Source organism: Flavobacterium sp., assembly GCF_043780635.1.
Classification (GTDB): domain Bacteria; phylum Bacteroidota; class Bacteroidia; order Flavobacteriales; family Flavobacteriaceae; genus Flavobacterium.
Genome location: NZ_JAYWCK010000150.1, coordinates 1 through 20287 on the forward strand (window position 1 = coordinate 1; position 20287 = coordinate 20287).

A 20287-nucleotide genomic window follows, 5' to 3' on the forward strand; every position below is an offset into this window, starting at 1 on the left:
TCGATTTGGCAAACCAAATTATGAGAGGTTTCTTCATTTACATTCAATAAATAATGACCATAGGTTCCGGCACAACTGCAGCCACCGCGTGTTTGAATTCCAAATTTGTCATTAAGTAATTTCACACCTAAATTAAAATGTAAATCATCAATATAAAATGAAATCACTCCTAATCGATTTTGATGTTGCGCCGCTAGAATCTTGATATTTGGAATATTTCCCAAGCTAGAAAAAACATAATCCACGATTTCGTGTTCGCGTTTCAGGATATTTTCTATTCCCATTTTTTCCTTTAACTGGATAGCTAGCGCCGTTTTTATGACCTGCAAGAAACCCGGAGTTCCTCCATCTTCCCTATCTTCGATATTGTCAATGTATTTGTGTTCGCCCCAAGGGTTTGTCCAGGAAACAGTTCCTCCGCCCGGATTATCGGGAATTAAATTCTGATATAATTTTTTATTAAAAACCAATACCCCCGAAGTTCCGGGTCCCCCAAGAAATTTATGTGGTGAAAAGAAAATCGCGTCCAAGAAACTTTCCGGATCTTCCGGATGCATATCAATTGCAACATAAGGTCCAGAACAGGCAAAGTCCACAAAGCAAAGTCCGTTATTTTCGTGCATCAATTTTGCCGCTGCGTGATAAGGCGTTTTAATTCCGGTAACATTCGAACAGGATGTGATGGAAGCAATTTTGAAACTTCTGTCTTTATATTTCTTCAATAACTTAGCGAGATTTTCTAGACTGAACAATCCTTCTTCACAGGCAGGAATAACCTCAACATCAGCAATGGTTTCAAGCCAGGACGTTTGATTGGAATGGTGTTCCATATGTGAAATAAAAACAATTGGTTTCTTGTCTGCGGGAATAGTAATGAACTCTTTCAGGTTTTCGGGAATTTTCAGGCCAAGAATACGCTGGAACTTATTGACTACACCTGTCATTCCGGTTCCATCAGTTATTAAAACATCGTCTTCATTGGCGTTTACATGATTTTTGATGATGCTTCTGGCTTTGTGATAAGCCATCGTCATTGCCGTTCCTGAAACGGTAGTTTCCGTATGTGTATTAGCTACAAAAGGCCCAAACTCATTCATCATTTTTTCTTCAATGGGACGATACAATCTTCCGCTAGCAGTCCAATCTGTATAAATGATTTTTTGGTTGCCATAAGGCGAAACAAATTCCTGATTGATTCCTATAATATTCTTACGAAACTGCTGGAAGTATTGTTCTAATTGAGTTGGCATTTCTTTGGTGGTCATTATAAGCTAATTTGATTTCAAAGATACCTATTTTTAGTTATTTGGGAAACAGAAAATACTAAGTTGATTTGAAAGAGTCATTTTAACAAAAATACAAGAATTACTTTCCCAAAATTGATTCAATAAATTTTACTTTTGTCAAATGGCTAACAATACTTCTCCTCATATATTAACAACATCAGCAAATCTTTTGGGGTTTTGTCTTTTCGTTATTACCTCATTACATATTTCGAATCGGATTGAAACGCACGTCATTGATGAGTTTACTTCGGTTATTGCCATATTACTTACCTGCTCGTGTATTTTTTCGTTTATTTCGATAAGAACTACGAGTATAGAGCGAGAAAATAAACTTGAAACTATAGCTGATTATTTCTTTATTTCTGGTCTTATTGGAATACTAGTAATTATCCTACTAATAACAATGAACTTTATTAATTAATTAAATAAATGAATAACATCAATAAGTTACCAGCTATCACCGTTTCGTTTTGGATAATGAAAATTTGCGCCACGACATTGGGCGAAACTGCGGGCGATTTATTATCAATGACTTTAAAAATTGGCTATGCCATTAGCTCAATGCTGTTGTTGAGTTTCTTTTTTGTCACGCTTTTTATCCAACTTTCCACCAAAAAATATCATCCCATAATTTATTGGGCAGTTATTCTTGCTACAAGTACAGCCGGAACAACTATTTCTGATTTTATGGACAGAACTTTGGGATTGGGCTATGCAACGGGTTCGTTGATCTTAGCAACATTATTAGTAATTACGCTTGTTATTTGGAAAATTAGCGAGAAAACATTGGCGGTAACGAACATCACTTCTACTCGTGGCGAACTGTTCTATTGGACAGCTATTTTGTTTTCGAATACTCTGGGAACGGCTTTGGGTGATTTCTTGGCAGACAATTCAGGACTTGGATTTGCTGGTGGTGCAATCCTCATCGGAAGTTTATTGATTTTGATTGTCTTAGCTTATAAATTTACTAAAATATCACACATTATTTTATTCTGGTTGGCATTTGTTTTAACAAGACCTTTTGGAGCAACCTTTGGAGATTTACTCACTAAACCGTTAGAAAAAGGAGGATTAAACTTTGGAACTATTGGTTCGTCAGCTATTCTTTTTGTGATACTTGTTATTTTGATTGCGATTACAATGGTGCGAATCAAACAAACGGAAAAGAGATTAGACTAATTTTTGTGTTTAAAAAGTCTTGGCAAAACTCAACAAAATGGTTTGTTTGTAATACGGTTTAAATGGTGTTTCTAATAAATCGCCTTTCAAAATCGCCCGATGTGTCAAATATATATTTTTGACAATTCTGATTTTTGTAATAAACATTCCATCCATCAAAATAGTTATATCTTCATTGGAAAGATAATCCGAGGAAAACCCTAAACGATATTGCATTTCAAGCCATTTCTTATATTTCCTGTCGTACCAAATATTAAGCTCCGCTCCCAATTGGTCAAAAACAAATAAATCGTAATCCCCATTGGTGTCATAAGTCTGGGTATAATATCCTGTATTGGCAATTTGCTGACTTGTCAATCCATACAAACTAACGGAATAAGGAGAAAGTGAAAGTCTAAAATAATTATTAGGTTGGTATTTTATCCCAGGCGAAAGCACTACTTGGTACGGACTCAAAAAACCCTGGATTTTTCCATTATTATTGTAATCTTTAAAATAGTCGCCATCATAAATAGTAAAAAACGAAGTGCTGTTTTTAACAATTATATTGGCATTCCATTTGCTGTTTTTACTCAATGTATAGGAGAAATCGTGTAAGGTGATAAGCTCGTCAGAAACCCTTTGAATGCGGTCACTGCCCGAAATACCAGACTTTTGAACGGCAAGTGTCCAGTGAAGTTCGTTTGTCATTGCAAACCTGCTGCCTTCTTTGTAATAATCCAATCCCAGGTCTAAAGTCGTGGTTGCCGAAAAGCTTTTTTTATCTGGTCCCGAAGGCGCATTAAATTCTAAAATATTGCTTACATTAAGACCCAAACCAAAAGAATATTGATAGGGTTTTAAGGGCTCTTCAGTATAAACAATTGGAGCTGCATCAGTAAAAAGTTTGTCCTCAACTAAATTTTTATCGAATTTGTTGTATTCCACATTTTCGACTACCGATTTTAGAATATTGGTTTTCTTTACGTTATTTTTAGCATTAATATATGCATATGTATACATCGATGGGGTTTCAGTTATTATTTTACACCTAACTTCTGTACTATCTTTTTTATGCATCAAGTCTTTTTGAGCTAATAAATTAGTTGTTGAAAACAGAACAACTAACATCAAAATTTGCTTTACTATTAATGCTCTTTTAAATAAAATTTTTGACATAGGTCTAAGCTGAACCAAATGATGTTGTACATTTTTTTTCATATTGACAAAATTTAAGTAAGTAATCTTGAATAATTGACATTCAAAATCAAATAAGTAGAAATCTTTACTTTCTTTTTATACTATTTTAACGAACTCCTTTTTCTTTAATAGATCTACATACACCACCATCTATTTCTATTATGAAGTGACCTGAAACATACGATTTTGAATCTTTGGTTTCCGCTGTTCCCATTTCAATCTTTTGATAGGTAAAAGAAATTGCCATTTCATACTCACCATCTGCAAGATCCACTGGCAAAGAAAATTCTCCATCAGTTACAACAATTTTATTAAGCTGGTTGCCTCCAGGATTTCTTCCTCCTTTTACACTAATACCTTTAATAGGATTTCCCGGAGCATTTGATGGATCTGGAGTTGTAGTAGTCGATTTTGTCCCAACAGAAGATTGACCTGAAACCATAGCGCTAGTACTTGTTACTTCGGTAATTGTATTGTCGCTTGGGCTAATATTGAAACGAACTGGTTTATGCATCCTTTTTCCTGTTGGTAAACCACTAGCGGCATCTCTGGGACTTACAATTGCATTATCAAAAACTATAGCGATTCCATTTTCTGTTGGGCTAATTTTCACGGCTAGAATTGGCCATTGATTTGTAGAACCATCTCTTTCATTTGTATTGTTGCTTTTGGTTTTTTGTTTGGCAATGGTTTCCTGTGCATATAACTGGTTAGAAAAACAAGAAACCATCATTAGAACTAGTGATATAAAAATTGACTTTTTCATAATTTTAAGTTTTATTTATTTTGGACTATTATATTTAACTTCCTTTGCAGGTTTTTTATCCCCAGGCAATCCTTTCTCATTTATGGCCATTGCAGTACAAGCGCCGTCTTCAATTTTTAATAAAAAATATACAGAGCAACGATTAGAACCTCCACTTTGAGACATTCCCCAGCTCCAATCTGCCGTTATAGAACAATCTCCGTTTGGGCAATCTCCTATAGGTATTTCACAATCTCCACCATCACAAGAAATTTTTGTAGTTTTTCCTCCACATCTTTTGGTGAAACTAATATCCTGAACATTCACTTTACTTTGAACTCCTGGTTCGTCAATAGCGATTCCAGAGGATGCTGTGCTTGAACTTGAGACCGATTTTGCTAACATAGGAGAACTTTTGTCATATTGTTTTGTAACAGTCATTGGTTTGTGCATTCTTTTTCCTGATGATTGACCAGTTGCTGCGTCACGTGGGCTTTTTACTTCCGTCACTGAATTATCAACAGCACTTACACTGAATGCTGATTTCGCTTGGTAATAATCATACCCTTTTTTTGTCAATGCTGTTCCACTTGCTGCGTCTGGAGCTGGAGGACTACTTTCAAAGGCAATAGTACAACCGGTTTCTGTAGAGCTTACTCGGCATACTAATGTAGCCTTTGCAATGTGTTGTCCTTTTGCAACTGTTGCTTCTTGTGCAAATAATTGACTTGTAATGCTGGTAAAAGCAAATAAAGCTACTGTAATAAAAATGGATTTTTTCATGATTTCTAAAGTTTAATTGTTAATTTTTAGTTGTTTAGTAATAGATACTTTTAGTTATAAAATTGTTACCCTTCAATTTGAAAATATTTCAGATTCCGATATGTTTCAATTGCCAAAAGAACGATTACAAGTCTATATCAACTTGCATTTAGAATTGTTACCTTTTTAAGATTTAATCTTTGGAATATACTACCAGTTGGCGTAATTACCTTCATTTGCCAATAAGTACTTTGATTAACAAATCCGAACTGTAATTCTTAAAAATATGGTTAAAAATACACTTTTTTGGTTAATGACAGAATATTTCATTATTTTTATTTAAAACAAATAAAAATCAAAATAAAAAAACCCTTTCAAAATTAATTTTTGAAAGGGTTTTTAATTAAAAATTTATGGTTTTACCTTCCCCCATTGGCGCGTAGATCTGCAAGACATTGTGCATCCAGCTGCGGCGCTATATTTGAAACACTATGACCTGTTTCTGATGCCCAATACATTAAGCAACTTGACAAGTTGCAATGTTTAGGATGAGACGTATCTTCATGATTAGTTTGCATTGGGGCTCCTAAATTAGTCAACCCCAATATATGTCCTGACTCATGAGTGATTATCGTAGTTTCCATTAAACTTCTATTGGGTTCCAATGGGCTATCACTTAATCCTTGTACGGTTTTTTCGAAAATAACAAAAGAAGTATTTCTATAAGACTCTCCTAAAATAGCGGAAGTACTAGTGTCAAGTACTGACTTTCCGTCCACAAAAAAGACCCAAACGGCAATTTGATCAGAGGTATTATACTTAGTTCTGTTAGCATCTTCTATTGCAGCAATTTCTGTAACTGAAAATGTTGCTTTTCCTGGAGAAGGAATCGCTCTTTTTATAACAGATATCCCATTAGGTTTATAAGTTCTTGCGCCAAGAAAAGCAACCAAATTATTAATGGCCGTTGCTGATGGTTCAAAACCATCTACATAAACAACTTCTACAACCATACTTTTAAACTTTTTATCAGATAATAAATCGTTTGAAGAACTTCCTGTTGACTGTTTATTAGTATTGGGATTTACGATATATCCAGAAGAATCATCCTCTTTCGAACAGGAAACAAATAGGAAAAGACCTATTGCTAAAATTGCAACTATTTTTTTCAAAATTTTATGTGTATTAGAAGTATGCTATGATAAACTCAAATTAAGAGTCATTAGTATAATTGCTGTTCACTTTATTTTGTTCGTGTGCATTATTAAATCAAAGCGAATCCAATAAAACAAAACCCTTTCAAAAATTTCAAGCTATGAAAGGGTTATTAATTATAAAAAGTGCGGCTTTAAATTCCTGCTATCACTTTTATTTCGTCAATAATTCTCAAAGCCAAAGCATCGGCCTTTTCTTGAGAAGGCGCTTCTGTGTAGATACGAATTATCGGTTCTGTATTTGATTTTCTTAGATGAACCCAATTTTCGGCAAAGTCAATTTTCACGCCATCAATAGTTGTAATATCTTCGTTTTTGTATTTTTCCGTCATTGCCACAAGAATCGCATCGACATCGATTTGCGGTGTCAATTCGATTTTGTTTTTGCTCATATAATATTCCGGATACGAAGCACGCAAAGCAGAAACAGTCATTTTCTTTTGTGCCAAATGTGTTAAAAACAAAGCCACACCCACCAAACTATCACGTCCATAATGCAATTCAGGATAAATAATTCCTCCGTTTCCTTCTCCACCAATGATGGCATTGTTCTTCTTCATCAAATCTACCACGTTCACCTCACCTACTGCGCTGGCTTCATATTTTCCGTTATGAGCATTCGTCACATCACGCAAAGCACGTGAAGACGACATATTCGAAACGGTATTTCCTGGAGTTTTACCCAAAACAAAATCAGCGCAAGCCACCAAAGTATATTCTTCGCCAAACATTTCGCCGTCTTCGCAAATAAAAGCCAAACGATCAACATCGGGATCAACGACAACACCCAAGTCTGCTTTTTCTTTGACTACCAATTCCGAAATATCGGTTAGATGTTCCTTCAAAGGTTCCGGATTATGGGGAAAATGGCCATTGGGTTCGCAATATAATTTCACCACTTCAACACCCATTAATTCCAACAATTTTGGAATAATAATTCCTCCTGACGAATTTACACCGTCAACAACAACCTTGAATTTAGCTGCTTTTACGGCTTCAATGTCTACCAAAGGCAAATTCAAAACTTCATCAATATGAATGTCCATATAAGCATCATTCTCGATAATTTCGCCCAAATCATCTACATCGGAAAAATCGAATGCTTCGGCTTCAGCAATTACCAGGATTTTTTCTCCTTCGATTCCATTCAGGAATTCTCCTTTTTCATTTAATAATTTCAAGGCATTCCATTGTTTTGGATTGTGTGAAGCTGTCAGAATAATTCCGCCATCGGCATTTTCCAAAGGAACAGCAACTTCAACAGTTGGCGTTGTAGAAAGTCCTAAATCAATCACGTCAATTCCCAAACCAATCAAAGTGTTGACCACTAAATTATGAATCATTGGCCCCGAAATTCTGGCATCACGACCTACAACAACTTTTAGTTTTATTGGGTTTTGGGTTTTGGGTTTTGGGTTTTGGGTCTTTAGCCAAGTTCCGTATGCTGAAGCAAATTTCACTGCATCAACCGGCGTGAGGTTATCGCCAACTTTACCGCCAATTGTTCCCCGAATTCCTGATATCGATTTTATTAAAGTCATTTTTATTATTTTAAATTTTGAATTATAAATTTTAAATTGCTTACAAATATAATAATTGACGGTTGATAAAAGTTATTTAAAATTCAAAAATCACCATTTAAAATCCATAGATTAGTCGAATGAATTTCCTGGCCCACATATACCTTTCCGGAGACAATGATTTGATGAAAATCGGCAATTTTATGGCCGACGGTATTCATGGAAAACATTTTGATATCTTCCCGCTGGAGATTCAAAAAGGAATTATTCTGCATCGTTCCATCGACACCTATACTGACGCTCATCCCATATTTCGTCACAGCACCAAAAGACTGCACGCCAATTACCATCATTATTCCGGCATCATCGTAGATATTTTGTACGACCACTTTTTGGCAAAAAACTGGACCCATTATTCTGATGAAAGATTGGAAGATTATTCGGAACGTTTTTATCAATCTTTGAGAGACAATTATGATGATTTGACTCCTAAAACCCAAAAAATGATGCCTTATATGATAGAATACAATTGGCTGCTGAGTTATCAAACCATAGAAGGCATCGAAAGCGTTTTGGCAAAAATGGATAATCGAATGGAATCTCGAATGAAACAGGAATCGAATATGCGGTTTTCAGTGGCGGAGTTGAGAACGTTTTATTCCGAATTTGAGTCAGAATTCACCGCTTTTTTTGAAGATTTGATTACATTTACCAACCAAAAAATAATTTCATTATGAAAAAAATAATTCTTCTTTTTTCCTTTTCTATTTTCTATTTACTTCCATTCAAAACCATTGCTCAAACGGGCTTGGTAACCTCTAAAGCAATGGTAGTTTCGGCCCGTGAGGAAGCCTCGAAAATTGGTGTCGAAATTATGAAAAAAGGAGGTAATGCCTTTGATGCGATGGTTGCGACAGAATTAGCACTTGCGGTTGCTTATCCTTATGCAGGAAATATTGGAGGTGGAGGATTTATGGTTTTCAGAAAAGCCAACGGAGAAACAGGTTCTTTGGATTACAGGGAAAGAGCCCCATTGGCAGCTCATAAAGACATGTATCTTGATAAAGACGGAAATGTAATTCCCAATTTAAGTGTTGACGGAGCTTTAGCAATAGGGATTCCAGGAACCATTGCGGGAGTTTTTGCCGTTCACGAAAAAATGGGTAAACTTTCGATGGAGGAAATTATGAAACCTATAATTGCTTTAGCAAAAAAAGGAATCGTGGTCACCGAAAAACAAGAAAAAAGGCTGCAACATTATCACGATATTTTGGTAAAAGTGAGCGGAGAGAAAACCTTGCTAGCCCAGAATTATAAAGCAGGTGACACTATAAAATACTTGGCATTAGCCGAAACGTTAACAAAAATAATGAAAAACGGAAAGGATGAATTCTACAAAGGGGAAACCGCCAAGAAAATGGTGGATTTTATCCAAAAAAACGGAGGAATTATTACCCTTGAAGATTTGGCAAAATATGAAGCCAAATGGCGAAACCCAATTATTTTCAATTACAAAGATTTAAAAATAATTTCGATGTCGCCACCTTCTAGCGGTGGAATCACGTTACAACAAATAATGAAAATGATTGAACCGTATTCCATTTCAAAATTTGGACATAACAGCGTAAAAACCATTCAAGTAGTCACTGAAGCGGAACGAAGAGCTTATGCTGACAGGAATTATTTCCTGGGTGATCCTGATTTTGTAAAGATTCCAAAAAATGAATTACTCAATAAAAATTACTTGAAACAAAGAATGCAATCTTTCGATTGGAGCAAAGCCACCTTGTCTTCTGATGTTTCTCACGGAGAAATTGCCATTTCCGAAAGTAATGAAACCACGCATTATTCGATTATTGATACTGAAGGAAATGCTGTTTCAGTAACCACAACAATAAATGGTGCTTATGGTTCCAAATTATATTCAGATGAATTGGGCTTCTTTTTCAACAACGAAATGGACGATTTCAGCTCCAAACCGGGAGCTCCAAATTCTTATGGTTTGGTTGGCGCAGCTGCCAATAGTATTGCACCTCAAAAAAGAATGTTGAGTTCGATGACGCCAACAATAGTAGAAAAAAACGATAAATTGTTTATGATAGTGGGTTCGCCTGGAGGTTCTACTATAATCACGACGGTTTTGCAAACGATTCTGAATGTTAGCGAATTCAAGATGAGTATGCAGGAAGCCGTAAACGCGCCACGTTTTCACCATCAATGGTTACCTGACGAATTGGTTTTTGAGCCCAATGCATTTTCGAAAATTACCTTAGAAAGTTTAAAACAAAAAGGATATATCATCAACGAAAAAAACCCTCCAGTTCTGGGAAAAGTTGATGCTATTCTGGTTTTACCAAACGGAAAACTGGAAGGTGGAGCCGATAAAAGAGGCGATGATACGGCGGTGGGGTATTAGATTGCAGGTTTCAGATTTCAGATTGCAGGTTGTAGTTTGCAGATTTTAGATTTAGATTTTAAATTTTTTGCTATTAATATTGATATTGCCATTATTTTTCTATACTATGAATTTCATAAGCAAATTAGAAACTGAATTCCAGAAAAACGGCAATCCCGAAAATGCCTTTGCAATGGCAAAATATATGCGGAATCTTTTTTCTTTTTTTGGAATTAAAACGGAAGAAAGAAGAAGAATTTTTAAGGAAATTTGGAAGGAAAACCATAGAGAAATTGTAGAGAATCCAAGAGAAATTGCCTTGAAATTGTATTCAAAACCACAACGGGAATTGCAGTATTGTGCCATAGAAATTTTGATAAAACAACTCCAGGGAAATTACAAAATAGAAGATATTCAGCTCATTGAAAAACTCTTGATCACAAACTCTTGGTGGGACAGTGTTGACACGATTGCCAAAAACATTTTGGGTGAATATCTGCTCGAATATCCATTGGAAATTAAAAAAGTGATCGAACGTTTTTCGAATTCCGAGAATATATGGCTTAATAGAAGTGCCATTCTTTTTCAATTGGGTTACAAAGGAAAAACCAATTTCGATTTGCTAAAATCGGAATGTGAAAAACATAAAAACTCCAAAGAATTTTTCATCCAAAAAGCCATTGGTTGGGCTTTGCGAGAATACGCAAAAACAAATCCCGAAGCCCTACGGAACTATGTAGCCAACACCAACTTAAAACCATTAAGCCAAAAAGAAGCCTTAAAAAATATAAACTGAACTCAAAAATAGTAGTAAATTAGCATTCCTTTAAAAATACAAAATGTTCAAAAAATATTTCCATAAACTTGAAGACCTTGCTGTCCTAGCACAAAATAAACTCAGCAATAAACAGTTTATTTTCTTATCCAGTGTTTTGGTTGGAATTTTATCGGCTTTTGCCGTAATCGTTTTGAAAACTTTTGCACATTGGGTTTTCCAATTTGCCACTTATATCAACGGGATTTTAAAATTGAGTTTTATCAATAGTATTTTGCCAATAATCGGGATTTTACTGACGGTTTTTGTGGTCAAAAGAGTTCTAGGTGGAACTATCGAAAAAGGAACATCACAGATTTTGTATGCTGTCGCCAAAAAAGCCAGTATCATTCCGCGAAAACAAATGTATGCCCAAATCATAACGAGCTCGCTCACTGTGGGTTTGGGTGGTTCAGCAGGTTTAGAAAGTCCAATTGTGATTACAGGAGCAGCTTTTGGTTCGAATTATGCTCAAAGATTTAAATTAAGATACAAAGACAGGACATTGCTGATAGGTTGTGGTGTGGCAGCCGGGATTGCAGCAGCATTTAACGCTCCTATTGCCGGAGTATTATTTGCCATAGAAGTATTACTTGTCGATGTGAGCATTTCCGCATTTACTCCCATCATGATTGCCGCGGCAACTGGTGCATTGATTTCAGAAATTGTTTTGGATGAAACCATATTACTGTCATTCAAACAACAACAAACCTTCAATTACCATAATATTCCTTACTATATTTTGCTCGGAATATTCACAGGATTAATTTGTGTTTACTATTCGAGGAATTTTCAAAGAGTGGAACATTTTTTTCACCGACTACGATTAAAACCTTATAAAAAAGCACTTTTTGGCGCTTCCATTTTGGCATTATTAATTTTTATTTTTCCAACACTTTTTGGCGAAGGTTATGAAAGCATCAAAACCTTATCTGAAAATGACCCAGGCCAGTTACTTGAAAATACACTTTTTAGCAGTTTTAGAAACAATGGTTGGGCACTTTTAGCTTTTATTGGTTTAACGATGATGCTTAAAGTTTTTGCCACCGGAATTACCTTGGGAAGCGGAGGAAATGGAGGTAATTTTGCTCCTTCCCTATTTTTGGGTTCTTATGCTGGTTTCTTCTTTTCCAAATTTTTAAACCTAACCGGACTTACTAAATTACCCATCAGCAATTTCACGATGGTGGGAATGGCAGGAATTCTGAGCGGATTGTTTCATGCACCTTTAACTGCTATTTTCCTTATTGCAGAAATAACAGGAGGTTATGATTTGATGATTCCGCTTATGATGGTGGCTTCCATCAGTTTTGCGATTTCAAAACGTTTCGAAAAACATTCTTTGGATGTGAAAAATTTAGCCCGAAAAGGTCAAGCTTTCACTAGCAATAAAGACACAAATATCCTTTCAACTTTAGACACCAATTCCATCATTCAAACTGATTATTTGACGGTCTCACCGGATGAAAATCTTGAAAAATTAGTTGACTTGATTTCGCATTCCAATCAAGTTATTTTTGCTGTTGTAGATACTGAAAAACAATTACTTGGCATAGTTCATTTCAATGATATTCGAGAAATAATTTTTAATCCTTATCGTGTAAAATATACTTTGGTGAAAGAAATAATGAAAACTCCTTTTGATGTTATCTATCCTACCGATAGTATGGAAACGGTTATGAACAAGTTTGAAATAACTAAAGTTCACTTTCTGCCTGTATTAAAAGAAGGAAAATATTACGGATTTATCTCAAAATCCATAGCTCTAGAAGCATATCGAACCAAGTTAAAATCAATGACGATAGAGTAATTTTGCAATTATTAAATAATCATTATGTCAACATTAGAAAATTTTTTTTTACAAATCAAAGATGTAAAAGTCGTTGATAGTTCCATTCCATATTCGAAATATATTCCTTTAGAATTGTCAATTGCAAACACTGAATTGTCCAAAATTGATGTGAAAAATCCTGATCTATTTGAAGCATACGTCGAAAATTATCTTCAAAAAAACAATGCCAAAGTAGCTTTTGGCGGCTACAATGAAGTGCGAAATCTTTATAATCAAACCACTCTTTTCAATGACGAGCAAACTGATGAGAGAAATATTCATATTGGGATGGATTTATGGATAAAAGCAGGAACGCTAGTATTAGCAGCACTTGACGGAATAGTGTATGGCTTTGATTATAATGCAGGAAAAGGAAATTATGGCCCTACAATTATCCTAAAACACACGATTAAAAACCAGATATTTTATACTTTATACGGTCATTTATCTTTAGAAAGTATTGAGAATATAGAAATCGGAAGCAACTTCAAAAAAGGACAAACAGTAGCCACTTTGGGAGATTCATCAGTAAATGGTGGCTATTCTCCACATTTACATTTCCAAATTATTAAAAATATAGAAGATAATTTCAGTGATTATCCCGGTGTTTGCAGCAAAAAAAACTTGGATTATTACTTAGAAAATTGTCCCGACCCAAATTTATTATTGAAAATTAAGTAAAGCATAAAAAATGCTTGATTACAAAAGTTAACAAAAAAATGAATTTGTACGAAAAAATAATTATTTTTACTTCCAACTTTTTTCTAAATGACAGTAAACGAAAACACCATTATTAAATTCTACACCGCATTTGCTAATGGCGATGCCAAAGAAATGTGTGAATGCTATCACCCAAATGTTCAATTTCGTGATCCTGCTTTTGGGTTATTAAAAGGAAATGAGGTTTGCAAAATGTGGGAAATGCTACTCAAAAGAAGCAAAGGAATTTTAAAAATAGAATTCTCTGAGGTAAAAGCAAATGAACACCTTGGTTCTGCACGATGGATTGCAAGTTACCATTTTAGTAAAACGAATAGAAAAGTGGTAAATACTATTGCTGCAAAATTCCATTTTCAAGATGGTTTAATCATAAAACATACCGATGATTTTGATATTTGGAAATGGGCAAAACAAGCACTAGGAATCAAAGGATTACTTTTGGGTTGGACTGGTTTTATGCAGAAAAAAATTCAGGAACAAGCACGAATGTCTCTTAAAATGTACTGCGAAGGAAAATAAATCTAAATCAAGAACTACAATATTGAATTACTCATCTCAAATGAGCATTAAAAATATTTAATCCGCAAAGGTATTTTTTTGAATAATTCAACTAATTAATCAAAAAATGTCATAAATCTCGCTGTGATTTCGGTAATATTTACTTAAATTTGATTGGCAAACCCACTATTTTGAACAATAAATTCAATCTATAGTATAACCCTACCCTGATTTAAGAAAAGAATTTCCAAGATAAAAACAGCAAAAAAGAAAGTGAAAGATATTCGGGTTCAAAAAACTTTGAAAAATTAACGCCTGATATTAGCAAATTTATTATTAGAACCTTACAAGTAATAAGATTAATGTGAGTTAATCATTAATTTATATAAAATAGATAATCACATAGTTAAAAAGTTAAATATCAGTGATATATCTTAAAAGACAATTGGCAGAAGACATTATAAAAAAGAAATTACAATTAGATAAAATTAGTCTAAAAACATTATTTCAAAATATTATCTGTAAATGAAAGATAAAACAAACTCGTTAGAATCAAAAAATCCTCGTCAAAAAACCGAAGAACACATTACTATAAAATCAATAAATACCGACGTATACAAAACTGATATAGAAATCCTTAAAATCATACAAGAACTTGATGTACACCAGAAAGAACTCGAACTACAAAATCTAAAACTTCTATCTACAACAACGAAGGCAGAAGCTGATGCTGAAAAATATACCAATTTATACGATTTTACCCCTTCTGGTTATTTTACACTTTCGAAAGAAGGAATTATAAAGGATCTTAATTATAAAGGAGCGAATCTTTTGAAAAAAAAACGTTCGCTTTTACTAAAAAAACAAATGGGAATTTTTATCTCTGAAGAAACAAAACCAATATTCAATTTGTTTCTAAAAAAAATATTTGACAGTAAAACAAAACAAGCATGTGAGATAAGTTTATCTATTGTTCCTAATACTACTCTAAATGTAACCCTTTCAGGAATTGTGAGCGAAGATGGAGAAAAATGTTTGGTAACAATGATTGATATTAGCAAACTTAAAAAAGCAGAAGAAACTACAGAAGTCAGCGAAGAAAAATACCGTACTCTATATGAAACAAATAGAGATAGCATTACCATTTTTAGAATAGATTCTGATAATAAGCCTGGTAATTTTATAGAAGCAAATCCCGCAACAACAAATCTTTTTGGTTATACAAAAGAAGAGCTTTTAGCAATGAGCGTTATAGACATTGAAATATTATCTGACAAAAAAAGAAAAGCCAGAATAGAAACTTTACTATCTCAAGGAAAAATAGATTTTGAAACTGTTATCAAAAACAAAAAGGGATATCTGAGAAATGTTGAGATTGAAACTATATTAATAAACTATTTGAATGAACCTGCGGTAATGAATATTACCAGAGATATTACGGAACGCAAGTTAGAACAATTAGTATTGAAAACCCAAAAAATAAAACTAGAAACAGTTATAAAAGGAACCAAAACAGCAACTTGGGAATGGAATATCAAAACCGGAGAGACCGTTTTTGACGAACGATGGGCAGAAATAATAGGTTACACACTAGATGAAATATCTCCTGTTTCTATAGATTCTTGGATAAAATTTACTCATCCTGATGATTTAATAAAATCGAACCAGTTGCTTGAAAAATGTTTCAATGGCGAGATCGATTTTTATGAATGTGAAGCCAGAATGAAGCATAAAAACGGAGATTGGATTTGGATTCTTGATAGAGGAGGAATTAATAAATGGGATATTGATGGTAAGCCACTGCTAATGTCAGGGACACACCAAGATATTACTGAACTCAAAAAAAATGAAGAAACACTACGTGAAAGCAAAGAAGAGTTATCAACCATTTTTAATGTTGCCAATTCTGGAATTTTAGTAATCGATGCCAAAGGTAAATTTATCAATTTCAACGATAAGTGGCCAACAATGTTGGGCTACACAAGAGATGAAATGAACACTATGTCTCTTTATGACATGATACATCCTAATGAATTAGAAAATGTTAAAGAAGCTATTAATAAAATTATTATAGGTAGGCAAAAAGAAGTTCCTCTTTATGAAAGACTTTATATAAAAAAAGACAAATCTAACTTTTATGGTGAAGTATCATTATCTGTAATAAAAAATGTTGAAGGTGACACTTATAATATAATTGCAGTAGTTATAGACATTACAGAACGTAAAAAGGCTGAGGAAGCGCTTCAAAAAAGTCAGGAAAAGCTTAGAGGCATATTTGATTTAGCCAATTCAGGAATTATATTGACCGACCTGAAAGGTAAATATTTACTTTTCAATAATTGGTTTGCTAAAGCACTTGGATATACAAGGACCGAATTAAATAATTTAACAGTAGTCGAACTGACTCACCCTGATGATTTAGAGAAAAGCGATGCTTCTTTTAATAAAATTGTTGAGGGCAATGTGGATCGTTACCAAATCGAAAAACGATTTGTTAGAAAAGACAAATCGTTTTTCTGGGCAGAGGTTTCTGTTTCTGCTATCAAGGATAAACACAACAAAACTGTTAATACCATTGGAATTATTACTGACATTACAGAACGAAGAAATGCAAAAGAAAAATTAGAAAATAGCGAAAAAAGACTACGAACTATTTTTGATACTGCTAATTCTGGAATTGTATTAACAGACGCCACTGGCAAAATTTTGGATATTAACTATTGGTTTTCTGAAATGTTTGGCTATTCGAACGAAGAAGCCTGTATGTTGACTAATATGGACATTACCCACCCTGTTGATTTAGAAGAGAATAAGCTTTGTTATAATAGGCTTCTTAATGGTGAAGTTGACAAATATCAAATTGAAAAGCGGTATATAAAAAAAGATAAATCCCATTTTTGGGCTAAATTATCAGTTTCAGCAATCAAGGACGAGAACAATAAAGTTATCAATACCCTCGGGATTATTAATGACATTACAGAACAAAGAAAAAACGAGAAAAAACTTAAAAAAAGTGAAGCAAGACTAATAGCGGCGCAGGCTGTAGCAAAAATAGGTAGTTGGGAAACTGATTTTACTTATACCGATGTTCTATTATCTGATGAAACCGGAAAAATATTCGGACTTAAATCAGATACTAACAAACTAACTTTGGAGATTTTTTTGACAATCGTTCATCCAGAAGACAGATCTTCAGTAGAAACCACTTTTGTTCATTCGATAAAATCAAATACAATAAACTCATTTGAACATAGAATCATAACTCCTGCTGGAATTGAAAAAATTGTAGAACAACGTTGGGAAATTCTTCGTGACAATCAAGGAAATCCCTATAGAGCATTGGGAACTTGCCAAGATATCACAGAGCGAAAACTGGCTGAAACTAAATTGATTGCCAATGAAAAATTTTTATATCAAACTCAAATCATTGCAAACCTTGGTTCTTATTCTTTAGATTTCACTACAGGTAAATGGACAAGTACTAATGTTCTTGACAAAATATTTGGCATTGACAATACTTTTGACAAAACCATTAATGGATGGGTTTCAATTATTCATCCGGAATGGCGAGCGATTATGAATGATTATTTGAACAATGAGGTAATTGCTAAAAAAATAAATTTTAATAAAGAATATAAAATTATTAAAGTAGACAGCAAAGAAGAACGCTGGGTTCAAGGAAATGGTGAAATCACTTTCAATAAACAAGGTCAGCCCATACGATTAATAGGTTCTATTCAGGACATTTCTGAGCGAAAACTAGCAGAAGAAAAATTGAAAATTACTTCAGAAAAGTTTCAAGACCTAGTAAATTCAACTGGAGGAATTGTATGGGAAGCTGATGCCAAGACTTTTAACTTCACTTATGTTAGTGAGCAAGCAGAACGATTGTTGGGATATCGTGCCAAAGAATGGCAATCACCTAATTTCTGGGTAAATCATTTGCATCCTGAGGACAAAGAACATACTATTGAATATTGTGTTGGCCAAACAAATCAAATGAAGGCACACGATTTCACCTATCGTTTTAGAGCAAAAGACGGGAAATATATTTGGCTCAGAGACATTGTAAACGTAGTGGTAGAAGATGGAAAACCACGTTGGTTGCGTGGAGTAATGTTTGACATTACCGAACAGAAAGAAAATGAAGAATCCTTACGCGAAAACGAAGAAAAATACCGTGGTCTAGTAGAAGGTTCTCCTGATGCAATTGTAATCTATGCAGATGATAAAATTGCGTATATAAACAGTGAAGGTCTTAAATTGCTGGGAGCAAAAAATACTCAGGAGATAATTGGAAAACCAGTTTTACAATTTGTACATCCCGACAGTCGTGCAGATGTTATTAAAAGGATGGAAGAAGTTATATCTGATGAAAAGACCTCTAAAATTGAAGAAGAACGATTTATTAGTTTAAACGGAGTCCCTTTTGATGTTGAAATAAAAGCAATACCAACAATTTATGATCGCAAAAACGCTGTTCAAGTAATTGTGCACGACATCACGGATCGCAAACGTACCCAAGAAAAAATTAGACAACTCTCGCAAGCTGTTGAGCAAAGTCCTGTATCGATTGTCATTACAAATATAAAAGGCGAAATCGAATATGCAAATCCAAAATTTGTCGAATCAACAGGATATTCTCTTGAGGAAGTAATCCATCAAAATTCACGAGTATTAAAATCAGGTTACACCTCGCCTAATGAATATTCAGATTTATGGCAAAAAATTACTGCCGGCAAAGAATGGCACGGTGAGTTCCATAACAAGAAAAAAGACGGAAGCCTATATTGGGAATCGGCATCAATTTCCCCGATTGTAAATTCAGAGGGAATAATAACACATTTTATCGCCATCAAAGAAGACATTACACATCGCAAAAATGTGGAAAAAGAATTAGTCAAATCAAAAGAACGTGCCGAAGAAAGCGATCGCTTAAAACTAGTTTTCCTTGCTAATATGAGCCACGAAATCCGTACACCTATGAACGGAATCCTTGGCTTTACCGAACTATTAAAAGCTCCACAATTGTCTGGAGAAGAACAACAGGAATATATCAAAATTATTGAACAAAGTGGAAAACGAATGCTTAATATCATCAATGATATCATCAGTATTTCGAAAGTTGAATCTGGGCAAGTAGAAGTTTCCTTGTCAGAAACCAATGTAAATGAACAAGTAGAATATATTCATACCTTCTTTAAACCTGAGGCAAAACAAAAAGGAATTAAACTATACATTTCTAAGCAATTAGATTCAAAAGATACTTTGATAAAAACTGACAGGGAGAAACTCTATGCAGTACTTACCAATCTTGTCAAAAATGCACTAAAATTTACAAATGAAGGTTCAATTGAATTTGGTTGTGAAAGAAAAGGAGAATTCCTAGAATTTTTTATAAAAGATACCGGTTTGGGAATTTCAAAATCCCATAAAAAAATAATTTTCGAACGATTCAGGCAAGCAAATGACAGCATTAGCCGCACTCACGAAGGATCAGGATTGGGATTGACTATTTCGAAAGCATATGTTGAAATACTTGGTGGTAAAATTTGGGTAGAAAGCAAAGAAGGAAAAGGAAGTGCTTTTTATTTTACTATTCCTTTCCATTCTGAAAACAAACCCGAAGAAAAAAATGTTGTCGAAAAAGTAAGTTCAGAAGTAAAAGAGGAAAACAAAATTAAAGACCTGAAAGTATTGATTGTAGAAGACGATGCTATATCGAAATTACTTGTTACCATTGCTGTAAAACCCTATAGCAATGAAATCATAAAAGTGGGTACCGGAATTGAAGCCATTGAGGCTTGTCGCAACAACCCTGACATTGATCTTGTAATGATGGATATTAATATGCCGGAAATGGGTGGTTATGAAGCAACAAAACAAATTAGAGAATTCAACAAAGACTTGGTTATTATTGCACAAACTGCTAACGCATTGCAAAGTGACCGTGACGAAGCAATAGCTGCAGGATGCACTGATTATATTGCTAAACCTATAAATATTAAATCATTGGGTGAATTAATACAAAAGTATTTTAATAAACCCGTTGGGTGCAATTAAATTATTTGTGTTTTAATATTGTTTATTGGTCTTTCAAAAATAAATTTATTGATGAATTGCACCAAAGTTAATGCTGTT

General features: G+C 34.1%; 15 protein-coding genes. 9 read left to right on the forward strand and 6 right to left on the reverse strand.

Going from position 1 to position 20287, the window contains the following annotated elements; translation table 11 throughout:
• Window positions 1-1265, reverse strand: a 1265-nt coding sequence (locus ACH2BV_RS13740) for an aminotransferase class V-fold PLP-dependent enzyme (protein ID WP_395051328.1), incomplete at its 3' end; no start/stop codon positions are given.
• A 142-nt stretch (window positions 1266-1407) separates the two neighbouring features.
• Here ACH2BV_RS13740 and ACH2BV_RS13745 point away from each other — a divergent pair.
• Window positions 1408-1707 carry a hypothetical protein gene (locus ACH2BV_RS13745; protein ID WP_395051329.1) on the forward strand — a complete coding sequence of 100 codons (300 nt, stop codon included), beginning with the start codon at window positions 1408-1410 and terminating at the stop codon, window positions 1705-1707.
• 8 nt (window positions 1708-1715) lie between these two features.
• Window positions 1716-2468, forward strand: a complete 753-nt coding sequence (locus tag ACH2BV_RS13750; RefSeq protein WP_395051330.1) for a hypothetical protein — start codon at window positions 1716-1718, stop codon at window positions 2466-2468.
• 9 nt (window positions 2469-2477) lie between these two features.
• On the opposite strand, the gene ACH2BV_RS13755 is transcribed toward ACH2BV_RS13750, so the two are convergent.
• The 5 genes from ACH2BV_RS13755 to glmM form a co-directional block, all read right to left on the reverse strand.
• On the reverse strand, window positions 2478-3668 hold the full coding sequence (locus tag ACH2BV_RS13755; RefSeq protein WP_395051331.1) for a hypothetical protein: 1191 nt from the start codon (window positions 3666-3668) through the stop codon (window positions 2478-2480).
• Window positions 3669-3753: 85 nt separating this feature from the next.
• Window positions 3754-4413: a hypothetical protein gene (locus tag ACH2BV_RS13760; RefSeq protein WP_395051332.1), complete on the reverse strand. Its 660-nt coding sequence runs from the start codon at window positions 4411-4413 to the stop codon at window positions 3754-3756.
• Between the two features lie 15 nt (window positions 4414-4428).
• Window positions 4429-5175, reverse strand: a complete 747-nt coding sequence (locus ACH2BV_RS13765) for a type VI secretion system tube protein Hcp (RefSeq protein WP_395051334.1) — start codon at window positions 5173-5175, stop codon at window positions 4429-4431.
• Between the two features lie 398 nt (window positions 5176-5573).
• Window positions 5574-6326, reverse strand: a complete 753-nt coding sequence (locus ACH2BV_RS13770) for a membrane metalloprotease (RefSeq protein WP_395051336.1) — start codon at window positions 6324-6326, stop codon at window positions 5574-5576.
• A 176-nt stretch (window positions 6327-6502) separates the two neighbouring features.
• Window positions 6503-7909, reverse strand: a complete 1407-nt coding sequence (glmM, locus tag ACH2BV_RS13775; RefSeq protein WP_395051337.1) for a phosphoglucosamine mutase — start codon at window positions 7907-7909, stop codon at window positions 6503-6505.
• A gap of 119 nt (window positions 7910-8028) precedes the next feature.
• On the opposite strand from glmM, the gene ACH2BV_RS13780 reads away from it, so the two are divergent.
• The 7 genes from ACH2BV_RS13780 to ACH2BV_RS13810 all read left to right on the forward strand — a co-directional run bounded on the left by ACH2BV_RS13780 (window position 8029) and on the right by ACH2BV_RS13810 (window position 20209).
• On the forward strand, window positions 8029-8625 hold the full coding sequence (locus ACH2BV_RS13780) for an ACP phosphodiesterase (protein ID WP_395051338.1): 597 nt from the start codon (window positions 8029-8031) through the stop codon (window positions 8623-8625).
• Window positions 8622-10304, forward strand: coding sequence for a gamma-glutamyltransferase (gene ggt / locus ACH2BV_RS13785; RefSeq protein ID WP_395051340.1), 1683 nt, complete (start codon window positions 8622-8624; stop codon window positions 10302-10304). The genes ACH2BV_RS13780 and ggt overlap by 4 nt, the downstream gene beginning before the upstream one ends.
• Before the next feature lie 106 nt (window positions 10305-10410).
• Window positions 10411-11079, forward strand: a complete 669-nt coding sequence (locus tag ACH2BV_RS13790) for a DNA alkylation repair protein (RefSeq protein ID WP_395051341.1) — start codon at window positions 10411-10413, stop codon at window positions 11077-11079.
• Window positions 11080-11122: 43 nt separating this feature from the next.
• On the forward strand, window positions 11123-12907 hold the full coding sequence (locus ACH2BV_RS13795; RefSeq protein ID WP_395051343.1) for a chloride channel protein: 1785 nt from the start codon (window positions 11123-11125) through the stop codon (window positions 12905-12907).
• 24 nt (window positions 12908-12931) lie between these two features.
• Complete coding sequence (locus ACH2BV_RS13800; RefSeq protein ID WP_395051344.1) at window positions 12932-13609, forward strand: peptidoglycan DD-metalloendopeptidase family protein; 678 nt, start codon at window positions 12932-12934, stop codon at window positions 13607-13609.
• Window positions 13610-13696: 87 nt separating this feature from the next.
• Window positions 13697-14167 (forward strand): nuclear transport factor 2 family protein, encoded by a 471-nt coding sequence (locus tag ACH2BV_RS13805; protein WP_395051345.1) that lies wholly within the window; start codon window positions 13697-13699, stop codon window positions 14165-14167.
• 504 nt (window positions 14168-14671) lie between these two features.
• Window positions 14672-20209, forward strand: a complete 5538-nt coding sequence (locus ACH2BV_RS13810; protein WP_395051346.1) for a PAS domain S-box protein — start codon at window positions 14672-14674, stop codon at window positions 20207-20209.
• The last annotated feature ends 78 nt before the right edge of the window (window positions 20210-20287 follow it).

Coding starts and splice junctions, on each gene's coding strand:
- ggt (WP_395051340.1), top strand. CDS start 8,622: ATGAAAAAAATAATTCTTCTTTTTTCCTTTTCTATTTTCTATTTACTT.
- ACH2BV_RS13800 (WP_395051344.1), top strand. CDS start 12,932: ATGTCAACATTAGAAAATTTTTTTTTACAAATCAAAGATGTAAAAGTC.
- ACH2BV_RS13765 (WP_395051334.1), bottom strand. CDS start 5,175: ATGAAAAAATCCATTTTTATTACAGTAGCTTTATTTGCTTTTACCAGC.
- ACH2BV_RS13750 (WP_395051330.1), top strand. CDS start 1,716: ATGAATAACATCAATAAGTTACCAGCTATCACCGTTTCGTTTTGGATA.
- ACH2BV_RS13755 (WP_395051331.1), bottom strand. CDS start 3,668: ATGAAAAAAAATGTACAACATCATTTGGTTCAGCTTAGACCTATGTCA.
- ACH2BV_RS13805 (WP_395051345.1), top strand. CDS start 13,697: ATGACAGTAAACGAAAACACCATTATTAAATTCTACACCGCATTTGCT.
- ACH2BV_RS13790 (WP_395051341.1), top strand. CDS start 10,411: ATGAATTTCATAAGCAAATTAGAAACTGAATTCCAGAAAAACGGCAAT.
- ACH2BV_RS13745 (WP_395051329.1), top strand. CDS start 1,408: ATGGCTAACAATACTTCTCCTCATATATTAACAACATCAGCAAATCTT.
- ACH2BV_RS13795 (WP_395051343.1), top strand. CDS start 11,123: ATGTTCAAAAAATATTTCCATAAACTTGAAGACCTTGCTGTCCTAGCA.
- glmM (WP_395051337.1), bottom strand. CDS start 7,909: ATGACTTTAATAAAATCGATATCAGGAATTCGGGGAACAATTGGCGGT.
- ACH2BV_RS13780 (WP_395051338.1), top strand. CDS start 8,029: ATGAATTTCCTGGCCCACATATACCTTTCCGGAGACAATGATTTGATG.
- ACH2BV_RS13760 (WP_395051332.1), bottom strand. CDS start 4,413: ATGAAAAAGTCAATTTTTATATCACTAGTTCTAATGATGGTTTCTTGT.
- ACH2BV_RS13810 (WP_395051346.1), top strand. CDS start 14,672: ATGAAAGATAAAACAAACTCGTTAGAATCAAAAAATCCTCGTCAAAAA.